Source organism: Colwellia sp. E2M01 (assembly GCF_018860585.1).
Lineage (GTDB): Bacteria > Pseudomonadota > Gammaproteobacteria > Enterobacterales > Alteromonadaceae > Colwellia.
The window spans coordinates 35316-54260 of the sequence record NZ_JAHKPR010000068.1; the positions used below are offsets into that span (position 1 = coordinate 35316).

Consider the following 18945-nt stretch of genomic DNA (forward strand, 5'->3'; position numbering starts at 1 on the left):
GTATTTATACATCTTCAATAATCAGGTAATTATATTCCATGGTCATAAAAGCTAAAAGCCCTGCAGGATTTGCCGAGCAATATATCGTAGAGTCTATTTGGAATGGTGGCTTTCCTCCTGCCTCTATCTTACCGGCTGAGCGTGAATTATCAGAGCTTATCGGTGTTACGAGAACAACGCTTAGAGAAGTATTACAGCGTTTAGCAAGAGACGGCTGGTTAACTATTAAACACGGTAAACCAACAAGAGTGAATAATTTTTGGGAAACCTCAAGTTTAAACATTCTAGAAACATTAGCGCAGTTAGATCAAGAAGGTATTCCTGATCTCGTTGATAATCTTTTGTCGGCTAGAACTAATATCAGTGCTATTTATATTCGTGCAGCATTAAAGAACGATCCTGAAAAATCGATTGAAGTGATAAAAGCTTATCATGATGTTGAAGATACAGGAGAAGCGTTTAGCAACTTTGACTACCAATTAAACAAAGCTTTAGTTGTTGTTTCCGGTAATCCAATTTATTCATTAATTTTGAATGGCTTGAGCGGTTTGTACTCTCGTGTTGGTAATTTATATTTTGCTCACCCTAAAGGCAGAGAGCTTTCTAGAGCGTTTTATCAGTCACTTATTGAATTAGCTAACCACAATAAGTTTGATGAAGCTATTGTGGCTGTTCGTCAACACGGTATTGAGTCAGCAAAGCTTTGGGCTGAGCTTAAAGAAGATGTATTAAAAGAGCTAATAGAAGATTAACTTCTGTACTTTAGCTTGCGTCGTGCTCATAAAAAACCAATAAACGAGCTAGGTTTATTGGTTTTTTTGATGATCAATTAATGGACTCGTATTAACCTATAGACTTAGTAAAATAGTGTTTTCGATCGTTAGAGGAAACTTCTAAATCTTTTAAAATTCCGTCTTGTAAATTATAAACAAGGCCATGTACGGTAATATCTTGACCTCTTTTCCAAGCATTAACTAAGGTCATGGTATTAGAAATGTTAGCTACTTGCTCAATAACATTTAATTCACACAACAAGTTAATGCGTTCTTTAGGATCGGTAATTTTATCCATTTTGTCTTTATTGAAACGGTAAACATCTTCAATATGACGTAACCAGTTATCAATTAAACCATAGCTTTTATCATCAAGTGCGGCGCCAATGCCACCACATCCGTAGTGCCCACAGACAATAATATGTTCAACTTTTAATACATCAACAGCATATTGAATAACAGATAAACAATTTAAGTCGGTATGAATAACTTGGTTGGCAATATTACGATGTACAAAAACTTCGCCAGGATCCATATTAAGTAAAGCATTTGCGGGTACGCGAGAGTCTGAGCAACCTATCCATAAATATTTTGGTGATTGTTGCTCTGATAAGTTTTGGAAAAAGTTAGGGTCTTCTTGACTAATTTTTTCAGCCCATTGTTTGTTATTATCAAACAGGTGTTGAATTGTCTTCATTAGGTATGAGTTACTTGATCCGGCAAATTTATGATATTTTATGTTACGACATCAATGAAGTAAAAGTAATTATTGATATGATAGTAGTTTGATGACAATTAAGCTTTGTCAGGCTAACAGTGAATAGCTTAATCAGCCTGGTATTGGGGGTTAATACATAATCCCCAGTTTAGCTGTTTTACTTATTTTTTGACTCTTCTTTTCTTTGTTCTTTGTCTAATTCTTCATTGCGCTTTTTAATTGTCGCTAATTGCTCTGGTGTCAAATTGAAGCCCTTCGCGGTTTTCTTTAATATAATAAGACCGCTGATAATAATGCCAAAGGCTAAAGCAATAATAATGATTATGGAGAATAAAGACATATCAATGTACTCTTTTTAAATTTCTTTATCTTGATTGCGCAACTTAGCTAGCTTTTGTAGTTGTTTCGACTGCTCATGCAAACTTGCTCTTACTAAGGTTTCTCGGTCTTCTTCACGAATAAAATGAAAAATGATTTTATGGATTGTTTGTTGATCATTTACTTCAGCTTCAAGAACTTCACCATAGCAGTATATTGCGCAATTATGCTCTAACAAAAATACTTTAAGCTCTAGCAATTGCCCAATATTAAAGGCGTTTCTGGTTGTAAACTTAATCCCCCCGCCGCCAAACGCTAAACCTTCATATCTATGTTGTTCATTATCTTGCTGACTAAGAATATAGCTGATCAGTAAATCAATTTTTTGTGATTGTTGATTTAGAAAGCTAACTAATTGTGCGGCACTATTCCCTAAGTTTTGAATTGAACGTAAGGCTGATTGATCAATACTGCTCATTTCGGTTGCTAATTTAAATGGCATCGGAATACGCGCCATGAATTGGTCAAAATCAACATCATCATTTATTGCGGTAATGTTTACCGAAAAACTATGGGAAATAGCAAAAAATTCATCGTATTGAGCGAGTTTTGTTTGAAGAGAAGCTGTATTCATGGGTTACCTGTCAACGCCGTTTACTGACTAAGTTAAAAGAGAGCTATTTAAGTTAAGATAAGTACTGCATTGTTAAGATCTTTAACATTTACTCTATATTGAAGTTAAAGGGATAATAAAGTCTATAAAATATATACCTTAATAAGTCGCAATACAAAGTGTGATCCTAAATATCTCAGTGTGATTTACTGCAGACAATGTTTATGACTGTGTTATGCTACAGAACATTCTAAATTAGTACCAGATAAATAATAATACCTCAATGTTTCAACCTATTAGTATCTTCATCGGGCTGCGCTATAGTCGCAGCAAAAGCTCAACAGGCTTTGTTTCTTTTATAACTTTTTTTTCCACTGTAGGTATTTTGTTAGGTGTCGCATCACTGATAACAGTAGTGTCGGTAATGAATGGTTTTGAAGGGGAGTTAAAAAAACGTATTTTAGGGATTATTCCGCACGTTATTGTTAGTGACTTTTCTCCAGAGTCGGGTAGTGGCGGAGTCTCTTCACTTCAACGTGTTTCATCGCAAGACAATTCATCTCAAAGCAATTTACCTGAAAGTAAGTCACCTCAACGTATGGATAAAACCTGGTCTGTTTTACGTGAAGCGTTATTAAAACAACCGCATGTATTACAGGTATCCCCCTTTCTTGAAACAGAAGCATTAATCCAATCAAGGAGTGCTTTACAAGGGGTGTTAGTGCAAGGCATTATTCCAGAGTATGAACAATCGAATATTATTAATACCAGTTTAGTATCAGGCAGTATGACAAAGCTTGAGCAGCAACCTTACTCGTTAGTAATTGGTCAATCGTTAGCTAATAAATTAAATGTGAGGCTTGGTGATGATGTTCGTTTAGTATTGCCTAATAAAAGCGTTTTTACGCCAATGGGGCGTATTCCTGTTCAGCGCGTATTTACGATTGTCGGCATTTTTAATATTGGCTCACAGGTAGATGACGCCATGGTATATATCGATAGTCGCTACGGAGCCAAATTACTCAGGCGAAGCGGTGATGGTATTGATAAATTACGTCTTTATTTAGATGACGCTTTTAATGCAAAGCAAGTCGTGTCAGCACTTGAGCAACAACAACCCATAAAAAATCAAACAGATGGCGTAGTATCTTCTTTAACATATAGTACTTGGGATGAAAGCCAAGGAGCGTTATTTTCAGCGGTAAAAATGGAAAAAAACATGATGTGGCTAATGCTTAGTTTAATTGTTGCGGTTGCTGCTTTTAATATTGTATCGGCGTTAGTTATGGTGGTAGTAGAAAAACAAGGCGAAATTGGTATATTGCAAACACTGGGTTTAGCGCGTTTTGATATAGTGAAAATTTTTATTACTCAAGGCATGGTCAATGGTTTGTGGGGCGTTAGCTTAGGCGGACTTTTTGGAGTATTAATTGCGATGAACTTGAACGAACTAATGCAAGTAATTGGGGGGCATTTTTTAGGTGTTGGTTTACAAGAATTACCCGTAAAACTGCAATGGTTTGATGTTGTTATCATAATACTCTCAGCATTACTGATGAGCTTTTTAGCAACGCTTTATCCTGCGTATCAAGCCTCAAAAACTGAGCCTGCACAAGTATTACGAAATGAATAAGAGCATAACAATGAGCAATTTAGCAAATAGTAAAGTATTAGAATGCAAAGGCCTGTCAAAGTCATACAAGCAAGGCGATATTGAAACCCATGTTTTAAAGGACTTAGCACTTAGTGTTGATAAAGGAGAATTACTTGCTGTAGTAGGAAGCTCCGGTTGTGGTAAAAGTACCTTTTTACATCTTGCTGGCGCACTTGATACCCCAAGCTCTGGAAAGGTGTTAATTAACGATGTTGATATTCATCAATTATCCGATAAAGAAAGAGCCAAGTTTAGAAATGAACACATTGGTTTTATTTATCAATTTCACCATTTAATGATGGAGTTTACCGCTCAAGAAAATGTAGCTATGCCATTGATGATTAAAGGTGGTAGCTCTAAACAGGCGTTAGCCGCGGCTAAAGAAATGCTTGAGCAAGTTGGTTTGTCACATCGAATTGATTATCGTCCCGCACAGCTATCCGGTGGTGAGCGACAACGTGTTGCCATTGCTCGTGCTTTGGTAACTAAACCGTCACTTGTTTTAGCTGATGAGCCAACAGGTAACCTAGACAGTGATACCGCAGAGCAAATATATCAACTTATTCGCAGTCTCAACGACAGTGCTAATACCAGCTTTGTTATTGTTACCCATGATTTAGCTTTAGCGAGCCGTATGGACAGGCAAGTTAAATTAGTGAAAGGACATTTGGTCTCTTTTGCTGATGAAATGCCATCTACAGAGAAGATTGATAACGAGAATAATCAGGACAATGAGTCACATGTTTAAACCGTTAAGTTTATTTTTAGGTTGGCGTTATGTTAGAAGCCGACAAGGAAACGGTTTTTCCGCGTTCATTTCTGCCTCTTCAACTTTTGGGATTGCCTTAGGTGTTATGGTACTTATTGTGGTGTTAAGTGCAATGAACGGCTTTGAACGTGAGCTAACGAAAAAACTTTTATCTATAGTGCCGCATGTTGAATTAATAGGGGTTAATGCACCAATAAAAAACTGGCCCAAAGCGATAGAAAAAATGGGGTCGGCAAACAATGTTATTGCTGCGGCGCCAGTGATTAAGCTAACAGGTATGTTGCAACACGGTTTAGCATTAAAAGCAGTAGAGGTGAGAGGCGTAGACGCTGAACTAGAAAAACAAGTATCGAGTATTAATGATTATATTATTGATGGTGACTGGCAACGTTTAGCAAGCAGCCAAGAGCAGAAAAATCATATTGTTGTTGGTAGTGGTGTCGCTAAAAAATTAAATGTAGTACTTGGCGATAAAATTCAATTATTGCTACCCCCACCTAAAAGTACCGGTAATATAAAACAAGTGTTTTCCTCTCCCGTAACAAAAACTGTTGAAATAGTCGGAGTTTTTAAATTTGGCGGTACTATTGATGACACATTAGCCTATATTCCACTTAATCTGGCTAATGATGTAATGGGCTACGATATAACAGAAACACAAAGTATACGCTTAAGCGTTAATGATGTTTTTTCTGCTGCGGCAATAGGTCGTCAAGTATCTTATAATTTTGATCATTATGTTTATATTAATAATTGGACTCGTGAGCAAGGTCATTTATACAATGATATTCAATTAGTACGTATGGTGATGTTTATTGTTTTAGTCTTAGTTATAGCGGTTGCGAGTTTTAATATAGTATCGACATTAATTATGGCCGTTAATGAAAAGCAGGGTGATATCGCTATTTTAAAAACCATGGGCGCTAGCTCAACGACAATTATGCTTGCCTTTATTACGCAGGGTTTAGTGAATGGCGTGGTGGGCAGTTTATTAGGCGCTGGTTGTGGTATTTACTTGGCTTTAAACCTTACTGATATTATTCGAACAATAGAAGAGTTTATGGGAATAACCTTCTTATCTGGCGATGTTTATTTTGTTGATTATTTACCAAGTGTGTTACATAGTAGTGATGTGTATGCCACGGTTATTACTGCACTTATTATGAGTTTTATAGCCACAATTTATCCTGCTTGGCGAGCAACTAAAATAGAGCCTGCGCAGGTTCTAGGTCAACAATAAAATAGTTGTAATGCAAATACAAAAAAGCCGATTAAAGTATAAACACTTTAATCGGCTTTTTATTTTTATCGTTAAACGATAAAACTGAATAACGCTTAGCTGAAGTTTGCTTGTGCAAAGTCCCAGTTAGCTAATGCCCAGAAACCGTTAAGGTAATCAGGACGTAAGTTACGGTAATCAATGTAGTAAGCATGTTCCCATAAATCAACAGTGATTAATGGCGTAACACCTTCGTCTGTTAATGGAGTAGCAGCATTTGAAGTGTTAACAATCGCTAAGCTACCGTCAGCATTTTTTACTAACCAAGTCCAGCTAGAGCCGAAGTTGTTGATAGCACTATCAGTGAATTTAGCTTTAAATTCAGCAAAAGAACCGAAAGTACTGTTAATTGCAGCTAATAAATCACCTGTTGGCTCGCCGCCGCCGTTAGGGCTTAAGCTGTTCCAGTAAAAAGTATGATTCCAAATTTGTGCAGCATTGTTGAAAATACCAGCAGAAGACGTTTTAATGATTTCTTCTAAGCTTTTGTTTTCAAATTCAGTACCGCCGATTAAACCGTTAAGCTTTACTACGTAAGTATTGTGATGTTTGCCGTAATGGAATGACAATGTTTCTGCTGAGATATGTGGCTCTAAAGCGTCTTGGGCGTATGGTAATGCAGGTAATTCGATGGACATTATGCTCTCCTAGATGTAATTTTTTAATCAAAAATTGATGTTTTTTCATATAAACCTGAGTAAAATGCTCAAGTATTGTTTATATATTGGTATTACATAGGTAATTATCAAGCCTATATATTTTAAAATCAATAGTTAAGCTACTTTATAGCAAGCTATTTTAAATAATAGTCGTTGTTTTATTTTTTATCGTAGCCGTATCGTAGTGATATTGTAACTAAGTGGTGTTATTTTCTGAAAAGTCACCTAAAGATACTTAAAAGAGTTGATAATTTATTTTTCATCTCCATATGTAAACGAAGAACAGAATAAGCATTAAATTAATAGAGGGTATTATGGACACAATCGAACGCATTAAAGAACAAATTAGCGAAAACACAATCTTGCTATATATGAAAGGGTCTCCTAAATTACCTAGTTGTGGTTTTTCATCACAAGCTTCACAAGCTTTGATTTCTTGTGAAGAAAAATTTGCGTATGTTGATATTTTACAAAATCCTGATATTCGCGCTGAACTACCTAAGTACGCTGACTGGCCAACTTTCCCACAATTATGGGTTGATGGTGAATTAGTAGGTGGTTGTGACATTATTATGGAAATGTTTCAACAAGGTGAATTACAAACTTTAATTAAAGAAGCCGCAGCTAAAAGTGCTGCAGCAGAAGGTTAATTCAACCAATTATAATAAATATCAGTTATTTAATTGATATTTATAGTTCTGTCCCTATATGTAGTTAGAGACATGTAAACAGCAGTTATAAATTTATTGAGAAACATGATGTGTAAAGTTTTTCATAATCTTATAAGTAAACATTATAAGTAAATTTTTATACACACACTTTTTATACACACACTTTTTATAAAAAATAACGGAGCATAAAATGAGCGTATTAGTAGGTCGTCCAGCACCAGATTTCACAGCAGCAGCAGTTTTAGGTAGCGGCGAAATTGTAGATAGCTTTACATTAAGCGAAGCAATCAAAGGTAAAAAAGCAGTAATCTTTTTCTACCCATTAGATTTTACTTTTGTTTGTCCATCTGAGCTTTTAGCTTTTGATCACCGTATGGAAGAGTTCAAAAACCGTGGTGTTGAAGTAATTGGTGTTTCAATCGATTCACAATTCTCACATAACGCATGGCGTAACACTCCAGTAAATGAAGGTGGTATTGGTCCAGTACAATACACTTTAGTTGCTGATACTAAGCACGCAATCTGTCAAGCATACGATGTTGAGCATCCAGAAGCTGGCGTTGCATTCCGTGGCTCTTTCTTAATTGATGAAGAAGGTAACGTACGTCACCAAGTTATTAACGACTTACCATTAGGTCGTGACGTAGATGAAATGTTACGTATGGTTGATGCATTACAATTCCACCAAGATCACGGTGAAGTTTGTCCTGCAGGCTGGAACAAAGGCGACAAAGGCATGACAGCTTCTCCAGAAGGTGTTGCTTCTTACCTTGCAGATAACGCTGACAAGTTATAATTTACACGAGCTATTTAATTAGCTCACTTTGTAAATATTAAAACAAAAAAACCGCGAAAGCGGTTTTTTTATGTCTGTAATTTATGTTTGTAATTTAGGTCAAGTTGTTATTCAAAGGCTTGTCTTTATCTATTTTGCTGAGTACCGATAGGCTACAAAGTTATCGAAATTGGTATTGTTACGTACAATAGCTGGTAAAGTTCTATGTTCGTTAGCGTGTTAGTTATGATTTTAATTTTCGCTATCATTCTCTGAATCTGTTGCTAATGGCCAGCCACCTAAAGCACGCCATTTATTAACAATATAACAAAACAGTTCGGCAGTTTTCTCTGTATCATATAAAGCAGTATGTGCTTCACAATTATTAAAATCGATATTGGCGGTCATACAGGCTTTCGCTAACACTGTTTGTCCTAAAGCAAGACCAGCAAGTGTTGTGGTATCAAAGCTGACAAAACTGTGAAAAGGACTACGTTTTATGTTACAACGTAGTGTTGCTGCATTTAAAAAACCTAAATCAAAAGCGGCATTATGGGCAACAATAATTGCACGCTGACAACCTGCTGCTTTCATTTTCTTTCTCACTAATTTAAACAAGGCTTTAAGTGCTTCTTCTTCCTCAACTGCACCACGTAAGGGGTTTGTTGGATCTATGCCGGTAAACTCTAATGCTTTAGGCTCTAAGTTGGCTCCTTCAAACGGCTCAATGTTAAATTGAATAGTTTCATCAATTGAAAAATCGCCTGTTTCTTCATCAAGGGATAATACCGATGCTGCCAATTCGAGTAGTGCATCCGTTTGCGCGTTGAAACCCGCGGTTTCAACATCAATAACAACGGGGAAATAACCACGAAAACGCTGCGCAAATTGGCTTTTTACGGATTCTTTAGTTGATGGCGAGTTGGTTTTACTAACAGTAGGGCTTGATTCAGACATTGGTCACTAAATAATTTGGGTTTTAAAGAGTGTTAGGATTATCGCAGAAACTTCGTTTAAAAACGACAGCGGAAGCGGTTATTCATTCATTAACGCTATTTTTTAATATCAAAATCGATATTTCAGCGATAAAATGCTAAAGTTATCTAAGTTTAGGGCGATACCTTATATATCCTAAACAAATAATGCCTCTTTATTTAAGTGCTTTATTTATTACCGCTATTGATATGTGCCAAATTATGAAACAAATAATTGTATCTACAACGACTTACATTATTGCCGTAACTAGCATCAGCTTGAGTTTACTTATAAGTAACGCGCAAGCGGGTATACGTCAATACAGTGCGGATATTCAAACTTCACAATGGCAACTTTCTAACGATTCTCGTTTGCAATGTACTTTATCTCATCAAATTCCTCGTTACGGAGAAGCACGTTTCTCAGCTAAAGCCAGTCGTGATCTTAATATGGAATTTGAATTAGACATGATGCGCTTGCCTGATAGTTATTCTTTAGCTGAGGTACGTAGTGTTGCTCCAAGTTGGCAACCAGGTGTTGGATCACGCACCTTAGCTGATATGAAGTTACAAAAACAATTTAATCCTAGCTTACCTAAAAAAGTAGCTTGGACCATGTTAAATGAATTAGAGCAGGGCATGAGCCCAACTTTTTATTACAATGACTGGTATAGCGAATCTGATAAAATATCAGTAGGTTTATCAACAGCACGCTTTAAAAAAGCTTATGTAGATTTTGTTAGTTGTGTTGGTAATTTACTTAATTACAGTTTTGATGATATTTCTTATACGGTACTTAATTATCAATCGAGTAGTGATAAATTTACCAAAGCATCGCAAAGACGTATGGAAATGATCCGTGAGTACTTAAGCCTTGATCCTGAACTAGAGTTAGTTTTAGTTGATGCCTACTCAGACAGTTATGGTGGTCGTTGGTCAAACTTAAAACTATCTGAACGCCGTGCCGCTAAAATTAGAGAGTACTTTGTGCAAAATGGTATTGAAGTTAGTCGTATAGAAGCGAAAGGCTACGGAGAAAAACGCCATATATCCTCTAACGAAACTACATTAGGGCGCGCAAAAAACAGACGTGTTGTTATTCAATTGCAACAGCCATAAAGTGAATGGCTGTATACGACTTATTAATAATTAATTTAATCAATTTGGTATAAGCACTAGTAGCCTAACTGTTTTGTTATTAATATTGCTGTTTCTTTTAATGATTGAATCAATTGCTGCTTTTCTTCCTCATCCTTTATAGCTGAGGTGAGCGATGAAACTGTTAATGCTGCAATAACCGCACCTTTAGGCTGACCAATAATAGTCGCGCAATCACTTACCCCAGTTGTTAATTTGTTTTCTCTAAAGCAATAACCGTTGCGTAAAATATCTTCTAAAGTATGCTCAAGCTCAGCTTTAGTTTTTTTATTCATTTGACTGTAGCTTTTATCACGGTCATAAATCAGCTGTTTTACCTGCTCATTGCTGTTAGCTAACAATACTAGCCCTGAAGTTGTATCTGTTGTTGGGAATAGAGTACCCTCTGCAATGGAAAGTGAGAGAGCGGATTGGCTTCTAGCATGGATAATAACCATCACCTTACTCTGATAAAGAATACTTAAATGGGCAGCATATCCAGATTGTGCTGAAAAATCTTCCATTATAGGAATCGCCGTTTGACGCAGTTGATCAATTGGAGATATTTTTCGAGAAAGGCTATATAGCTTTAACGATACACTGTATTTTCCTGATATTTCGTCACGTATTAGATAACCTCTACTCTCTAAGCCTACTAGTACTCGATATATCTCATTACTAGATCGCTCAATACCTTGCGCTATCTCAGTTTGTGATAAAGGTACTGCTTTTGAGGCTAGATACTCAAGTATATCCAGACCTTTATCGAGTGCAGGTACGGCATATTTGTTACTTTTTTCCGTGCTCATTTGTATTCCCGTTAATGACTTTATTTAATAGCTATAATAATCAGCTAAGAATGAAGAAAGTAGTGTATTAGAGTCGTTTTGAAAAATATAGCTATATACCTATTTCATTTGCAACGAATTTACTCATTGTTACTCGTTTTTAAATAGAATGAATTTTAACCACGAAAGAACAGCAAGCCCTAATATTAACAACGCATATAATTATCTTAACCATAAACGTCGTATCGGCTTTATTAGTCTTACCATTGATATTTTCAAACTTGGTTAATAATGCTCGTTATTTGTATGCTTTTTTGACTTATTATTAGAAAAAATCAACCTTAAGCACTTCTGAGTTACCTAATCACCGTAAACTTAAGAAATAATTCAAAGTTAACTTTACAAAAACCATAGTACAGTGTAAATTGTTAACAATAAACTGTTTGTTATATTTTGAGATTTGATGGATATATTATGAATTCAACGGCTAATAGAATAGCAGCAATAGAAGTTAAGTACTATCAAGTACCTCTTGCTGAAATATTGTCTGATGCGAAACACGGAGATCACACTCATTTTGAGTTAATCCTATGTAAAATCACCTGTGAAGATGGTACAGAAGGTGTTGGTTATACATATACAGGAGGTAAAGGCGGACGTGCTATTTCTTCATTGTTAGAAGATGAATACAAGCCTTTATTGCTAGGGAAAAATGCAGACCAAATTGAAGAGATTTGGGATGAAATGGAATGGCATTTACATTACGTAGGTCGCGGCGGCTTAGTGAGTTTTGCTATGTCAGCAGTTGATATCGCTTTATGGGATATTCGTTGTAAACGTGAAAACTTACCTTTATGGAAAGTTGCGGGCGGTGCAAATAATACTACAGCTTGTTATGCAGGCGGTATTGATCTTAATTTCTCTCAAGACAAATTATTAAGCAATATTCAAAGTTATTTAGACAAAGGCTTTAACGCTGTAAAAATTAAAGTAGGTAAAGAAAACTACTTAGAAGATGTAGAGCGTGTTGCTGCTGTTAGAAAACTTATTGGTCCTGATACTGTATTTATGGTTGACGCTAATTATTCTTTATCGGTAGAGCAAGCTATTGTCTTTGGCAAAGCCATTGAACAATACGATATTACTTGGTTTGAAGAGCCAACTATACCTGATGATTATTTAGGTTTTGCCGAAATAGCGGACAATATCAATATTCCATTAGCTATGGGTGAGAACTTACATACTTTACATGAGTTTGGTTACGCGATAGCACAATCAAAGTTAAGTTATTTACAGCCTGATGCCTCAAATATCGGTGGTATTACTGGTTTTCTACGTGTTGCGAAAATGGCTAAAGAAAATAATTTACCACTTTGTAGCCATGGTATGCATGAGTTACATGTGTCTTTACTTGCATCACAATCACATGCTGGTTACTTGGAAGTGCATTCATTTCCAATTGACCAATATACAAAATATCCACTTCAACTAGATCAAAACGGCAGAGCAATTGCTCCCGATGTAGTAGGTACTGGCGTTGTTTTTGATGATGCACTACTTGATCAATACTTGATTAAATAAACTAATTAAACACTCTTAAGGGAGAAATAAAATGATCGCTGCTCGTTATATAGGTAATAAAGGTTTTGATTTAGTTGCAGGTGAAGAGAAGTCTCCTGAAGCTGGCGAAGTTAGATTAAATGTTGGCTATGTAGGTATTTGTGGTACAGATATGCACATTTACCACGGTGTTATGGATCAACGTGTATCTATTCCACAAACAATTGGCCATGAAATTTCAGGTGTTGTTGCTGATATAGGTAGCGGCGTTGAAGGTTTTAATGTTGGTGATAAAGTTGTTGTTCGTCCTTTAGATTGGTGTGGCGAATGTCCTACTTGTGAAGCAGGCCTTACACATATTTGTCAAAACCTTAAGTTTATGGGAATTGACACTCCAGGTGCTTTCCAATCAAGTTGGACAGTGAAAGCACGTACATTACATAAATTACCTGCCGGTGTAGATTTAAAACAAGGTGCATTAGTTGAACCATTATCTGTTGCTTGCCACGATGTAAGTCGCTCACGTTTAAAAGCAGGCGAAAAAGCAGTTGTACTTGGTGGTGGCCCAATTGGTCAATTAGTTGCCGCAGTAGCTAAAAGCGTAGGTGCTGAAGTACTTGTGTCTGAGCCAAATGAAAGTCGTCGTGCATTTGCGGATGAATTAGGTGTTAAATCAATTAACCCAATTGAGCAAGACATAGCCGCTTATGTTGATGAGTGGACTGGCACGAAAGGTGCTGACGTAGTTTTTGAAGTATCAGGTGTTAAACCTGCTATTGATGCAATGACTCAAATTGCTGGTCGTCGTGGTCGTATCGTAATGGTTGCAATTCACTCTCAAAAACCTGAAATTGATTTATTCCAATTCTTCTGGAAAGAATTAGAGTTATTAGGTGCTCGTGTATATGAAGCGGCAGACTTTGATTGGGCAATTGAATTAATCGCATCAGGTCAAATTGATCTGAAACCGTTTATTAGTTCAGTAAGCCCGTTAGCTGATATTGGTAGTGCCTTTGCAAGTATGGATGGTAACCCTGAAGGTATGAAAGCATTAGTTGAATGTAACGCAGAATAAAAATGCATCTAACGAAGCATTAAAAATGCTTCAACATAAGGTATTAGAAATGAATAACATGTTAGAAAAATTTAGCTTAGAAGGTAAAGTTGCTTTAGTAACTGGTTGTAAACGTGGTATCGGTAAAGGTATCGCTTTAGGCTTAGCAGAAGCGGGCGCAGATATTATTGGTGTTTCAGCAAGCTTAGAGCTTGAAGGCTCAGATGTTGAGAAAGAAGTAAAAGCCTTAGGTAAAAACTTCAAAGGTTACCAATGTGACTTCTCTGATCGTGATTCGTTATATGCGTTTATCAAACAAGTTAAAGCGGACTTTCCTAAAATCGACATTTTAGTTAACAATGCAGGTACTATTTTACGTGCACCAGCTGCTGAACATGGCGATGATCTTTGGGACAAAGTTATAGAAGTTAATTTAAATGCGCAATTCATTCTAAGCCGTGAAATTGGTAAAGAAATGATAGCGAATGGCTCAGGTAAAGTAATTTTTACCGCTTCATTATTAACCTTCCAAGGTGGCATTACAGTACCTGGTTATGCAGCAAGTAAAGGTGCTGTTGGTCAATTAGTTATGGCTCTTTCTAACGAGTGGGCAGGTAAGGGCGTTAATGTTAATGCTATTGCTCCTGGTTATATCGATACCGATAACACTGAAGCTTTACGTAATGATGCAGAGCGTAATGCCGCCATTTTAGGCCGAATTCCACAAGGTCGTTGGGGCAACCCAGAAGACTTTAAAGGCCCTGCAGTATTTTTAGCTTCTGAAGCAGCAAGCTACGTTAACGGTGCTATCTTATTAGTAGATGGCGGATGGATGGGCCGATAGGCTGACATCGATATTATAAAAAATTAAGCCAATTAATTCGATTAATTTCAAAAGGGTTAATCGAATTTTTGCTAAAGGAAATTATTTATGAACTTTAAAAATAATGTAAATTTTATCAATGGTGAATATGTAGCTTCTAAAGCTGAAGGCACTATTGATATATTAAGCCCGTCAACAGGTAAAAAAATTGGCGAGATTCCAAAAGGTTGTGCTGAAGATGCACAGTTTGCGCTTGAAACTGCAGATGCAGGTCAAAAAAAATGGGCAAAACTAACTGCTCGTACTCGTCAAAATATACTGCGTACATTTGCCAATAAAATTCGTGAAAACAAAGATGTTTTAGCCCCGATGTTAGTGGCTGAACAAGGTAAACTGCTTAACGTTGCACAAATGGAAGTAGACGTAACCGCAACATTTATTGACTATGCTTGCGATCACGCACTAACTATTGAAGGTGATATTTTAGCATCTGATAATGAAGATGAAAAAATATATATTCATAAAGTACCACGTGGTGTTGTTGTTGGTATTACCGCATGGAATTTCCCGTTGGCACTAGCTGGACGTAAAATTGGTCCTGCACTAATCACTGGTAACTCTATTGTATTAAAGCCTACACAAGAAACACCATTAGCAACAACTGAGCTGGGTCGTTTAGCCAACGAAGCTGGTATTCCAGCGGGTGTATTAAATGTAATTAATGGTTCAGGCTCTGTTGTTGGTCAAGCCTTATGTGAAAGCCCAATTACTAAAATGATTACCATGACTGGCTCGACTGCTGCGGGTAAGCAAATTTATAAAACCTCTGCAGAATACATGACGCCAGTAATGCTAGAGTTAGGCGGTAAAGCACCTATGGTAGTAATGGCCGATGCTGATTTAGATAAAGCTGTTGATGCTGCACTTTGGGGGCGTTTTGCTAACTGTGGTCAAGTTTGTACTTGTGTTGAACGTTTATATGTTCAAGAAAGCGTGTATGAAAAGTTCATGGATAAATTTTTACCGGCAGTAAAATCATTACGTGTTGGTGACCCAATGAATCCTGACTCACAAATGGGCCCTAAATGTAATCAACGTGAAATTGAAAACATTGATCACATAGTGCAAGAAAGTATTAAACAAGGCGCTAAAGTAGCAACTGGTGGAAAACTTGCTTCAGTTGAAGGCTTTGAAGGCGGTTGTTGGTACGAACCAACGTTATTAGTTGATGTTGCCCAAGATAATATAGCGGTACATGAAGAGACATTCGGACCTATTTTACCGATTATTAAAGTAAAAGATATGGACCAAGCAATTGAATATTGTAACGACAGTATTTACGGCTTAAGTGCTTACATATTTACAGAAAACTTCTTTGACATTAATAAAGCTATTAATGATTTAGACGTTGGTGAAGTTTACGTTAACCGTGGTATGGGTGAACAACATCAAGGTTTCCATAACGGTTGGAAGCAAAGTGGTTTTGGTGGTGAAGATGGTAAATTCGGTCTTGAGCAATATTTAGAGAAGAAAACAGTTTACCTAATGGAAAAATAGAGCATTATTAAACTTATTGTTTAAGTTCCTATTATAGAGGTTTACCTCTTTCCTTTCGTACTCGCACCCTTTGGGTATTTAGCCGATAGTAATATTACTATCGGCTTTTTTGTGCCTGAAATAAAGTCATTATTTTTTTAAATAATACTTTACTGTGTATTTCTATTTGAATACAATGTTTGTATATGAATATTGTGTTATTTAATATTTACCATATGTTCATTAAAGTGAGTAATTTTTCTATAACTGAGAGAACTAAATAATGAATAAAATTAAATTAACGAACGAGCAAATAGCAGAATTCAATGAAAATGGTTATGTTATTGCAAAGGGTTATTTCAATGACAAAGAAGTTGCTCGTTTACAAGAAGTCGCATATAACGACCCTAGGTTACACAGTGATGCATGGCACCAAAAAGACAGTACAGGTGCTGTGAGTAAAGTTTGTATTTGGCAAGAAACTACAGATGACTTGTATAGTATGTTTTCCCGTAGTCGTCGTTTAATTGACTCATGTGAGCAAATTATTGGTGAAGAGATGTATCACACCAGTACCAAAGTGATGATGAAAGAGTCTAAAGTTGGCGGAGCTTGGGAATGGCATCAAGATTTTGGTTACTGGCATCATGACAACTTAATGTTATATCCAAAAGCAATAAGCTGTATGGTAGCAATTAGTGAGGCAACCAAAGAAAATGGCTGTTTACAAGTTTTAAAGGCGTCACATAAATTAGGGCGATTAAATCATAATAAAACGGGCGATCAAAAGGGTGCTGAATTAAAGTTTGTGGAAGAAGCAATGAAAACTTTAGAGTTAGTTTATGTGGAGTTAGAGCCGGGAGATACCTTATTTTTTGACTGTAATTTATTGCATAAATCAAATCAAAATAAATCGGACAACCCTCGTTGGTCTATGATTAGTGCTTATAATGCTATGTCGAACCAACCTTTTGAAGAAAATGAGGCTGAGTACTTTCCACTTAATCGTGTTGATGATGATGCAATTATAAACTGGAAAGCGTCGTAATTTTTAAAATAACAAGCCTATATATTTGTCTAAGGCGCATTATTCTCGTAGTTTATTAATCGGCAGTACAGTTGATACAAGGAGCGTGCCCTTCGATCAGAAACGCCGAAGATGACGTGTACAAGATGTTCCCTAGATAAACTACATAAGCATGTAAAATAGTTTTTATTTAAAACGGTGCTAATCAAGCACCGTTTTTGTTTGTAATATTCAAGTCGTTTAATGCTAATTAAACACAGCAAAGTCCTACAACACCGAAGTTAAGGAGAGCATATATGTCTAATTATTTTCCAAAATCTGCTATTGACCCACATGGTTTAATCATAGGTCATGGTGATTTTAAATATAAAGTTGATACCCAGTGGGGGAAATTAGACCCTACAAAAAATCCCGTCGAAAATTGTCATGATTTAGCTATTGATTCACAAGGTAGGATTTTCATGCTAACAGACAATACCCAAAACAATTTTATTGTGTATAACCCTGATGGCACGTTGAATGAAGCATGGGGAAGTGAGTTTCCAGGCGCGCATTCTATTGAAATTGTCAATGAAAACGGTGAAGAGTTTATTTATGTTGTTGATCATGGTTGGGTGTTAAACAGGCATTGGGATGGAGTAAATACTGATGACTGGGATTCTCCTACTAATAAAGTTATAGCTCAACAAGGTTTTGTTGCTAAGTTAACCATTGATGGTCGATTAGTTTTTACCATAGGCCACCCTGTAACAATTGGTATCTATGAGCCAGATATGCCTTTTCGACCATCAGACATTGCTGTAGCGCCTAATGGTGATATTTATATAACCGATGGCTATGGATCTGATTATGTCATTCAATATGATTGCCACGGACGTTATATTCGCCATTGGGGCGGTCAAAAAAATGAAGACACTAATTACAACTTAGTTAATACCCATGGCATTGGTATCGATTTAAGAAATCCCGATGATCCGCATTTAATTGTAAGCTCTCGTTGGCAACAATGCTTAAAGCTATTTAATTTAGATGGAAGCTACCGTAAAACGATAGAAACTCCTGGTGCGTATATTCATGGTCCTGTTTTTAGTGGTGATAATTTTTTTGCCCCTGTTTGTTGGTCACATATTAATGATGAAAATGCACAGGATTCTGGGTTTATTAGTGTTTTTGATAAAAATAATAAAGTAATTGCTAACCTAGGTGGTACAGAGCCTGTTTATATTGATGGGAAGTTGCAAACTATGTCAACTACATGGGATGTATTTAAACATTGTCATGGTATGTGTATAGATAATGCGGGTAACTTATATATTGGCCAATGGCGTGGTAATCAAAGTTATCCATTTAAATTGACTAAAGTAAATAATCAGCACCTGTAGGTGGTCATTACTAAACTGATCTCAGGTTATTTAGTGAATTTCTTAACGCTTTATTAAACCCTGCACCTACAGTCATTTAGTTCACAATGATATTTATTTTAACTTGTTTAGAATGAGGGCATTATTTAACCTCAATTGTGAATGATTAATACAATTAAGCGACCAGCTTAATTTTTACTTTCCACACAAAGTTAGTAATTTAATTAATTGCTAACTTTATATTAGTTTTTAAAATAAAAAAGCTCCTACAATGTAGGAGCTTTTTATTTTTAAAGTTGATATAAATTTTTAAATAAGATTAATCTTAATTTTTAATTTTAACCTTATTACGGCGACGAAATGTTAATCTAAATACAGAAAAGATTGCTAATAACCCCGCTGATATTACTGAGAAACTACCACCAGAATCAGATTCTTCAGTACCTGTGTCAGGGT

Annotated in this window: 19 protein-coding genes; 13 read left to right on the top strand and 6 right to left on the bottom strand. The window is 36.2% G+C overall.

Translation table 11 applies throughout. From position 1 onward, the window contains the following. Positions 1–38 precede the first annotated feature (38 nt). The gene (gene fadR / locus KO502_RS12920) at positions 39–752 is read left to right on the top strand and encodes a fatty acid metabolism transcriptional regulator FadR (protein WP_216022976.1); all 714 of its coding nucleotides are present in this window, start codon (positions 39–41) and stop codon (positions 750–752) included. 91 nt (positions 753–843) lie between these two features. On the opposite strand, the gene can is transcribed toward fadR, so the two are convergent. The 3 genes from can to KO502_RS12935 all read right to left on the bottom strand — a co-directional run bounded on the left by can (position 844) and on the right by KO502_RS12935 (position 2443). Then, positions 844–1470, bottom strand: a complete 627-nt coding sequence (can, locus tag KO502_RS12925) for a carbonate dehydratase (RefSeq protein WP_216022977.1) — start codon at positions 1468–1470, stop codon at positions 844–846. Between the two features lie 178 nt (positions 1471–1648). Beyond that, the gene (locus KO502_RS12930) at positions 1649–1831 is read right to left on the bottom strand and encodes a DUF2897 family protein (RefSeq protein WP_216022978.1); all 183 of its coding nucleotides are present in this window, start codon (positions 1829–1831) and stop codon (positions 1649–1651) included. A 15-nt stretch (positions 1832–1846) separates the two neighbouring features. Beyond that, the gene (locus KO502_RS12935; RefSeq protein WP_216022979.1) at positions 1847–2443 is read right to left on the bottom strand and encodes a PilZ domain-containing protein; all 597 of its coding nucleotides are present in this window, start codon (positions 2441–2443) and stop codon (positions 1847–1849) included. Between the two features lie 262 nt (positions 2444–2705). Here KO502_RS12935 and KO502_RS12940 point away from each other — a divergent pair, with 262 nt between their 5' ends. Genes KO502_RS12940 through lolE form a run of 3 tightly spaced genes read left to right on the top strand, consistent with a single transcriptional unit; the run spans position 2706 to position 6085 of the window. Further along, positions 2706–4055 (top strand): ABC transporter permease, encoded by a 1350-nt coding sequence (locus KO502_RS12940; protein WP_216022980.1) that lies wholly within the window; start codon positions 2706–2708, stop codon positions 4053–4055. A 10-nt stretch (positions 4056–4065) separates the two neighbouring features. Then, positions 4066–4824 (top strand): lipoprotein-releasing ABC transporter ATP-binding protein LolD, encoded by a 759-nt coding sequence (gene lolD, locus KO502_RS12945; RefSeq protein ID WP_216022981.1) that lies wholly within the window; start codon positions 4066–4068, stop codon positions 4822–4824. Then, on the top strand, positions 4817–6085 hold the full coding sequence (gene lolE / locus KO502_RS12950; RefSeq protein WP_216022982.1) for a lipoprotein-releasing ABC transporter permease subunit LolE: 1269 nt from the start codon (positions 4817–4819) through the stop codon (positions 6083–6085). The genes lolD and lolE overlap by 8 nt, the downstream gene beginning before the upstream one ends. Positions 6086–6180: 95 nt before the next feature. On the opposite strand, the gene sodB is transcribed toward lolE, so the two are convergent. Next, entirely contained in the window at positions 6181–6762 is a 582-nt protein-coding gene (gene sodB, locus KO502_RS12955; RefSeq protein WP_216022983.1) for a superoxide dismutase [Fe], read from the bottom strand. Positions 6763–7097: 335 nt separating this feature from the next. Here sodB and KO502_RS12960 point away from each other — a divergent pair, with 335 nt between their 5' ends. Together KO502_RS12960 and KO502_RS12965 are read left to right on the top strand one after the other, a co-directional pair. Continuing rightward, positions 7098–7433: a Grx4 family monothiol glutaredoxin gene (locus tag KO502_RS12960; protein WP_101345016.1), complete on the top strand. Its 336-nt coding sequence runs from the start codon at positions 7098–7100 to the stop codon at positions 7431–7433. 211 nt (positions 7434–7644) lie between these two features. After that, complete coding sequence (locus KO502_RS12965) at positions 7645–8250, top strand: peroxiredoxin C (protein WP_216022984.1); 606 nt, start codon at positions 7645–7647, stop codon at positions 8248–8250. Positions 8251–8481: 231 nt separating this feature from the next. On the opposite strand, the gene rnt is transcribed toward KO502_RS12965, so the two are convergent. After that, complete coding sequence (rnt, locus tag KO502_RS12970; RefSeq protein ID WP_216022985.1) at positions 8482–9186, bottom strand: ribonuclease T; 705 nt, start codon at positions 9184–9186, stop codon at positions 8482–8484. A 239-nt stretch (positions 9187–9425) separates the two neighbouring features. Between rnt and KO502_RS12975 the strand changes: the two genes are divergently transcribed. Beyond that, complete coding sequence (locus KO502_RS12975; protein WP_216022986.1) at positions 9426–10322, top strand: OmpA family protein; 897 nt, start codon at positions 9426–9428, stop codon at positions 10320–10322. Between the two features lie 56 nt (positions 10323–10378). On the opposite strand, the gene KO502_RS12980 is transcribed toward KO502_RS12975, so the two are convergent. Continuing rightward, complete coding sequence (locus KO502_RS12980) at positions 10379–11149, bottom strand: IclR family transcriptional regulator (RefSeq protein ID WP_216022987.1); 771 nt, start codon at positions 11147–11149, stop codon at positions 10379–10381. A gap of 453 nt (positions 11150–11602) precedes the next feature. On the opposite strand from KO502_RS12980, the gene KO502_RS12985 reads away from it, so the two are divergent. From KO502_RS12985 to KO502_RS13010, 6 genes are all read left to right on the top strand, one after another. After that, positions 11603–12709, top strand: coding sequence for a mandelate racemase/muconate lactonizing enzyme family protein (locus KO502_RS12985; RefSeq protein WP_216022988.1), 1107 nt, complete (start codon positions 11603–11605; stop codon positions 12707–12709). 31 nt (positions 12710–12740) lie between these two features. Continuing rightward, positions 12741–13763 carry an alcohol dehydrogenase catalytic domain-containing protein gene (locus tag KO502_RS12990; RefSeq protein WP_216022989.1) on the top strand — a complete coding sequence of 341 codons (1023 nt, stop codon included), beginning with the start codon at positions 12741–12743 and terminating at the stop codon, positions 13761–13763. A gap of 58 nt (positions 13764–13821) precedes the next feature. Then, positions 13822–14586 (top strand): 2,5-didehydro-3-deoxy-L-galactonate 5-reductase, encoded by a 765-nt coding sequence (locus KO502_RS12995; protein ID WP_216023003.1) that lies wholly within the window; start codon positions 13822–13824, stop codon positions 14584–14586. 87 nt (positions 14587–14673) lie between these two features. After that, positions 14674–16122, top strand: a complete 1449-nt coding sequence (gene aldA, locus KO502_RS13000; protein WP_216022990.1) for an aldehyde dehydrogenase — start codon at positions 14674–14676, stop codon at positions 16120–16122. Positions 16123–16384: 262 nt separating this feature from the next. Next, a complete protein-coding gene (locus KO502_RS13005) occupies positions 16385–17149 on the top strand; it encodes a phytanoyl-CoA dioxygenase family protein (protein ID WP_216022991.1) in 765 nt (254 codons plus the stop codon). A 275-nt stretch (positions 17150–17424) separates the two neighbouring features. Continuing rightward, entirely contained in the window at positions 17425–18510 is a 1086-nt protein-coding gene (locus tag KO502_RS13010) for a 6-bladed beta-propeller (protein ID WP_216022992.1), read from the top strand. The last annotated feature ends 435 nt before the right edge of the window (positions 18511–18945 follow it).

What these genes read in the sequence shown, in the direction of transcription:
- KO502_RS12960 (WP_101345016.1), top strand. Translation starts at nt 7,098, where the DNA reads ATGGACACAATCGAACGCATTAAAGAACAAATTAGCGAAAACACAATC.
- rnt (WP_216022985.1), bottom strand. Translation starts at nt 9,186, where the DNA reads ATGTCTGAATCAAGCCCTACTGTTAGTAAAACCAACTCGCCATCAACT.
- KO502_RS12995 (WP_216023003.1), top strand. Translation starts at nt 13,822, where the DNA reads ATGTTAGAAAAATTTAGCTTAGAAGGTAAAGTTGCTTTAGTAACTGGT.
- lolE (WP_216022982.1), top strand. Translation starts at nt 4,817, where the DNA reads ATGTTTAAACCGTTAAGTTTATTTTTAGGTTGGCGTTATGTTAGAAGC.
- KO502_RS12940 (WP_216022980.1), top strand. Translation starts at nt 2,706, where the DNA reads ATGTTTCAACCTATTAGTATCTTCATCGGGCTGCGCTATAGTCGCAGC.
- can (WP_216022977.1), bottom strand. Translation starts at nt 1,470, where the DNA reads ATGAAGACAATTCAACACCTGTTTGATAATAACAAACAATGGGCTGAA.
- KO502_RS12930 (WP_216022978.1), bottom strand. Translation starts at nt 1,831, where the DNA reads ATGTCTTTATTCTCCATAATCATTATTATTGCTTTAGCCTTTGGCATT.
- lolD (WP_216022981.1), top strand. Translation starts at nt 4,066, where the DNA reads ATGAGCAATTTAGCAAATAGTAAAGTATTAGAATGCAAAGGCCTGTCA.
- KO502_RS12975 (WP_216022986.1), top strand. Translation starts at nt 9,426, where the DNA reads ATGAAACAAATAATTGTATCTACAACGACTTACATTATTGCCGTAACT.
- KO502_RS12935 (WP_216022979.1), bottom strand. Translation starts at nt 2,443, where the DNA reads ATGAATACAGCTTCTCTTCAAACAAAACTCGCTCAATACGATGAATTT.
- fadR (WP_216022976.1), top strand. Translation starts at nt 39, where the DNA reads ATGGTCATAAAAGCTAAAAGCCCTGCAGGATTTGCCGAGCAATATATC.
- KO502_RS13010 (WP_216022992.1), top strand. Translation starts at nt 17,425, where the DNA reads ATGTCTAATTATTTTCCAAAATCTGCTATTGACCCACATGGTTTAATC.
- sodB (WP_216022983.1), bottom strand. Translation starts at nt 6,762, where the DNA reads ATGTCCATCGAATTACCTGCATTACCATACGCCCAAGACGCTTTAGAG.
- KO502_RS12965 (WP_216022984.1), top strand. Translation starts at nt 7,645, where the DNA reads ATGAGCGTATTAGTAGGTCGTCCAGCACCAGATTTCACAGCAGCAGCA.
- KO502_RS12985 (WP_216022988.1), top strand. Translation starts at nt 11,603, where the DNA reads ATGAATTCAACGGCTAATAGAATAGCAGCAATAGAAGTTAAGTACTAT.
- aldA (WP_216022990.1), top strand. Translation starts at nt 14,674, where the DNA reads ATGAACTTTAAAAATAATGTAAATTTTATCAATGGTGAATATGTAGCT.
- KO502_RS12980 (WP_216022987.1), bottom strand. Translation starts at nt 11,149, where the DNA reads ATGAGCACGGAAAAAAGTAACAAATATGCCGTACCTGCACTCGATAAA.
- KO502_RS12990 (WP_216022989.1), top strand. Translation starts at nt 12,741, where the DNA reads ATGATCGCTGCTCGTTATATAGGTAATAAAGGTTTTGATTTAGTTGCA.
- KO502_RS13005 (WP_216022991.1), top strand. Translation starts at nt 16,385, where the DNA reads ATGAATAAAATTAAATTAACGAACGAGCAAATAGCAGAATTCAATGAA.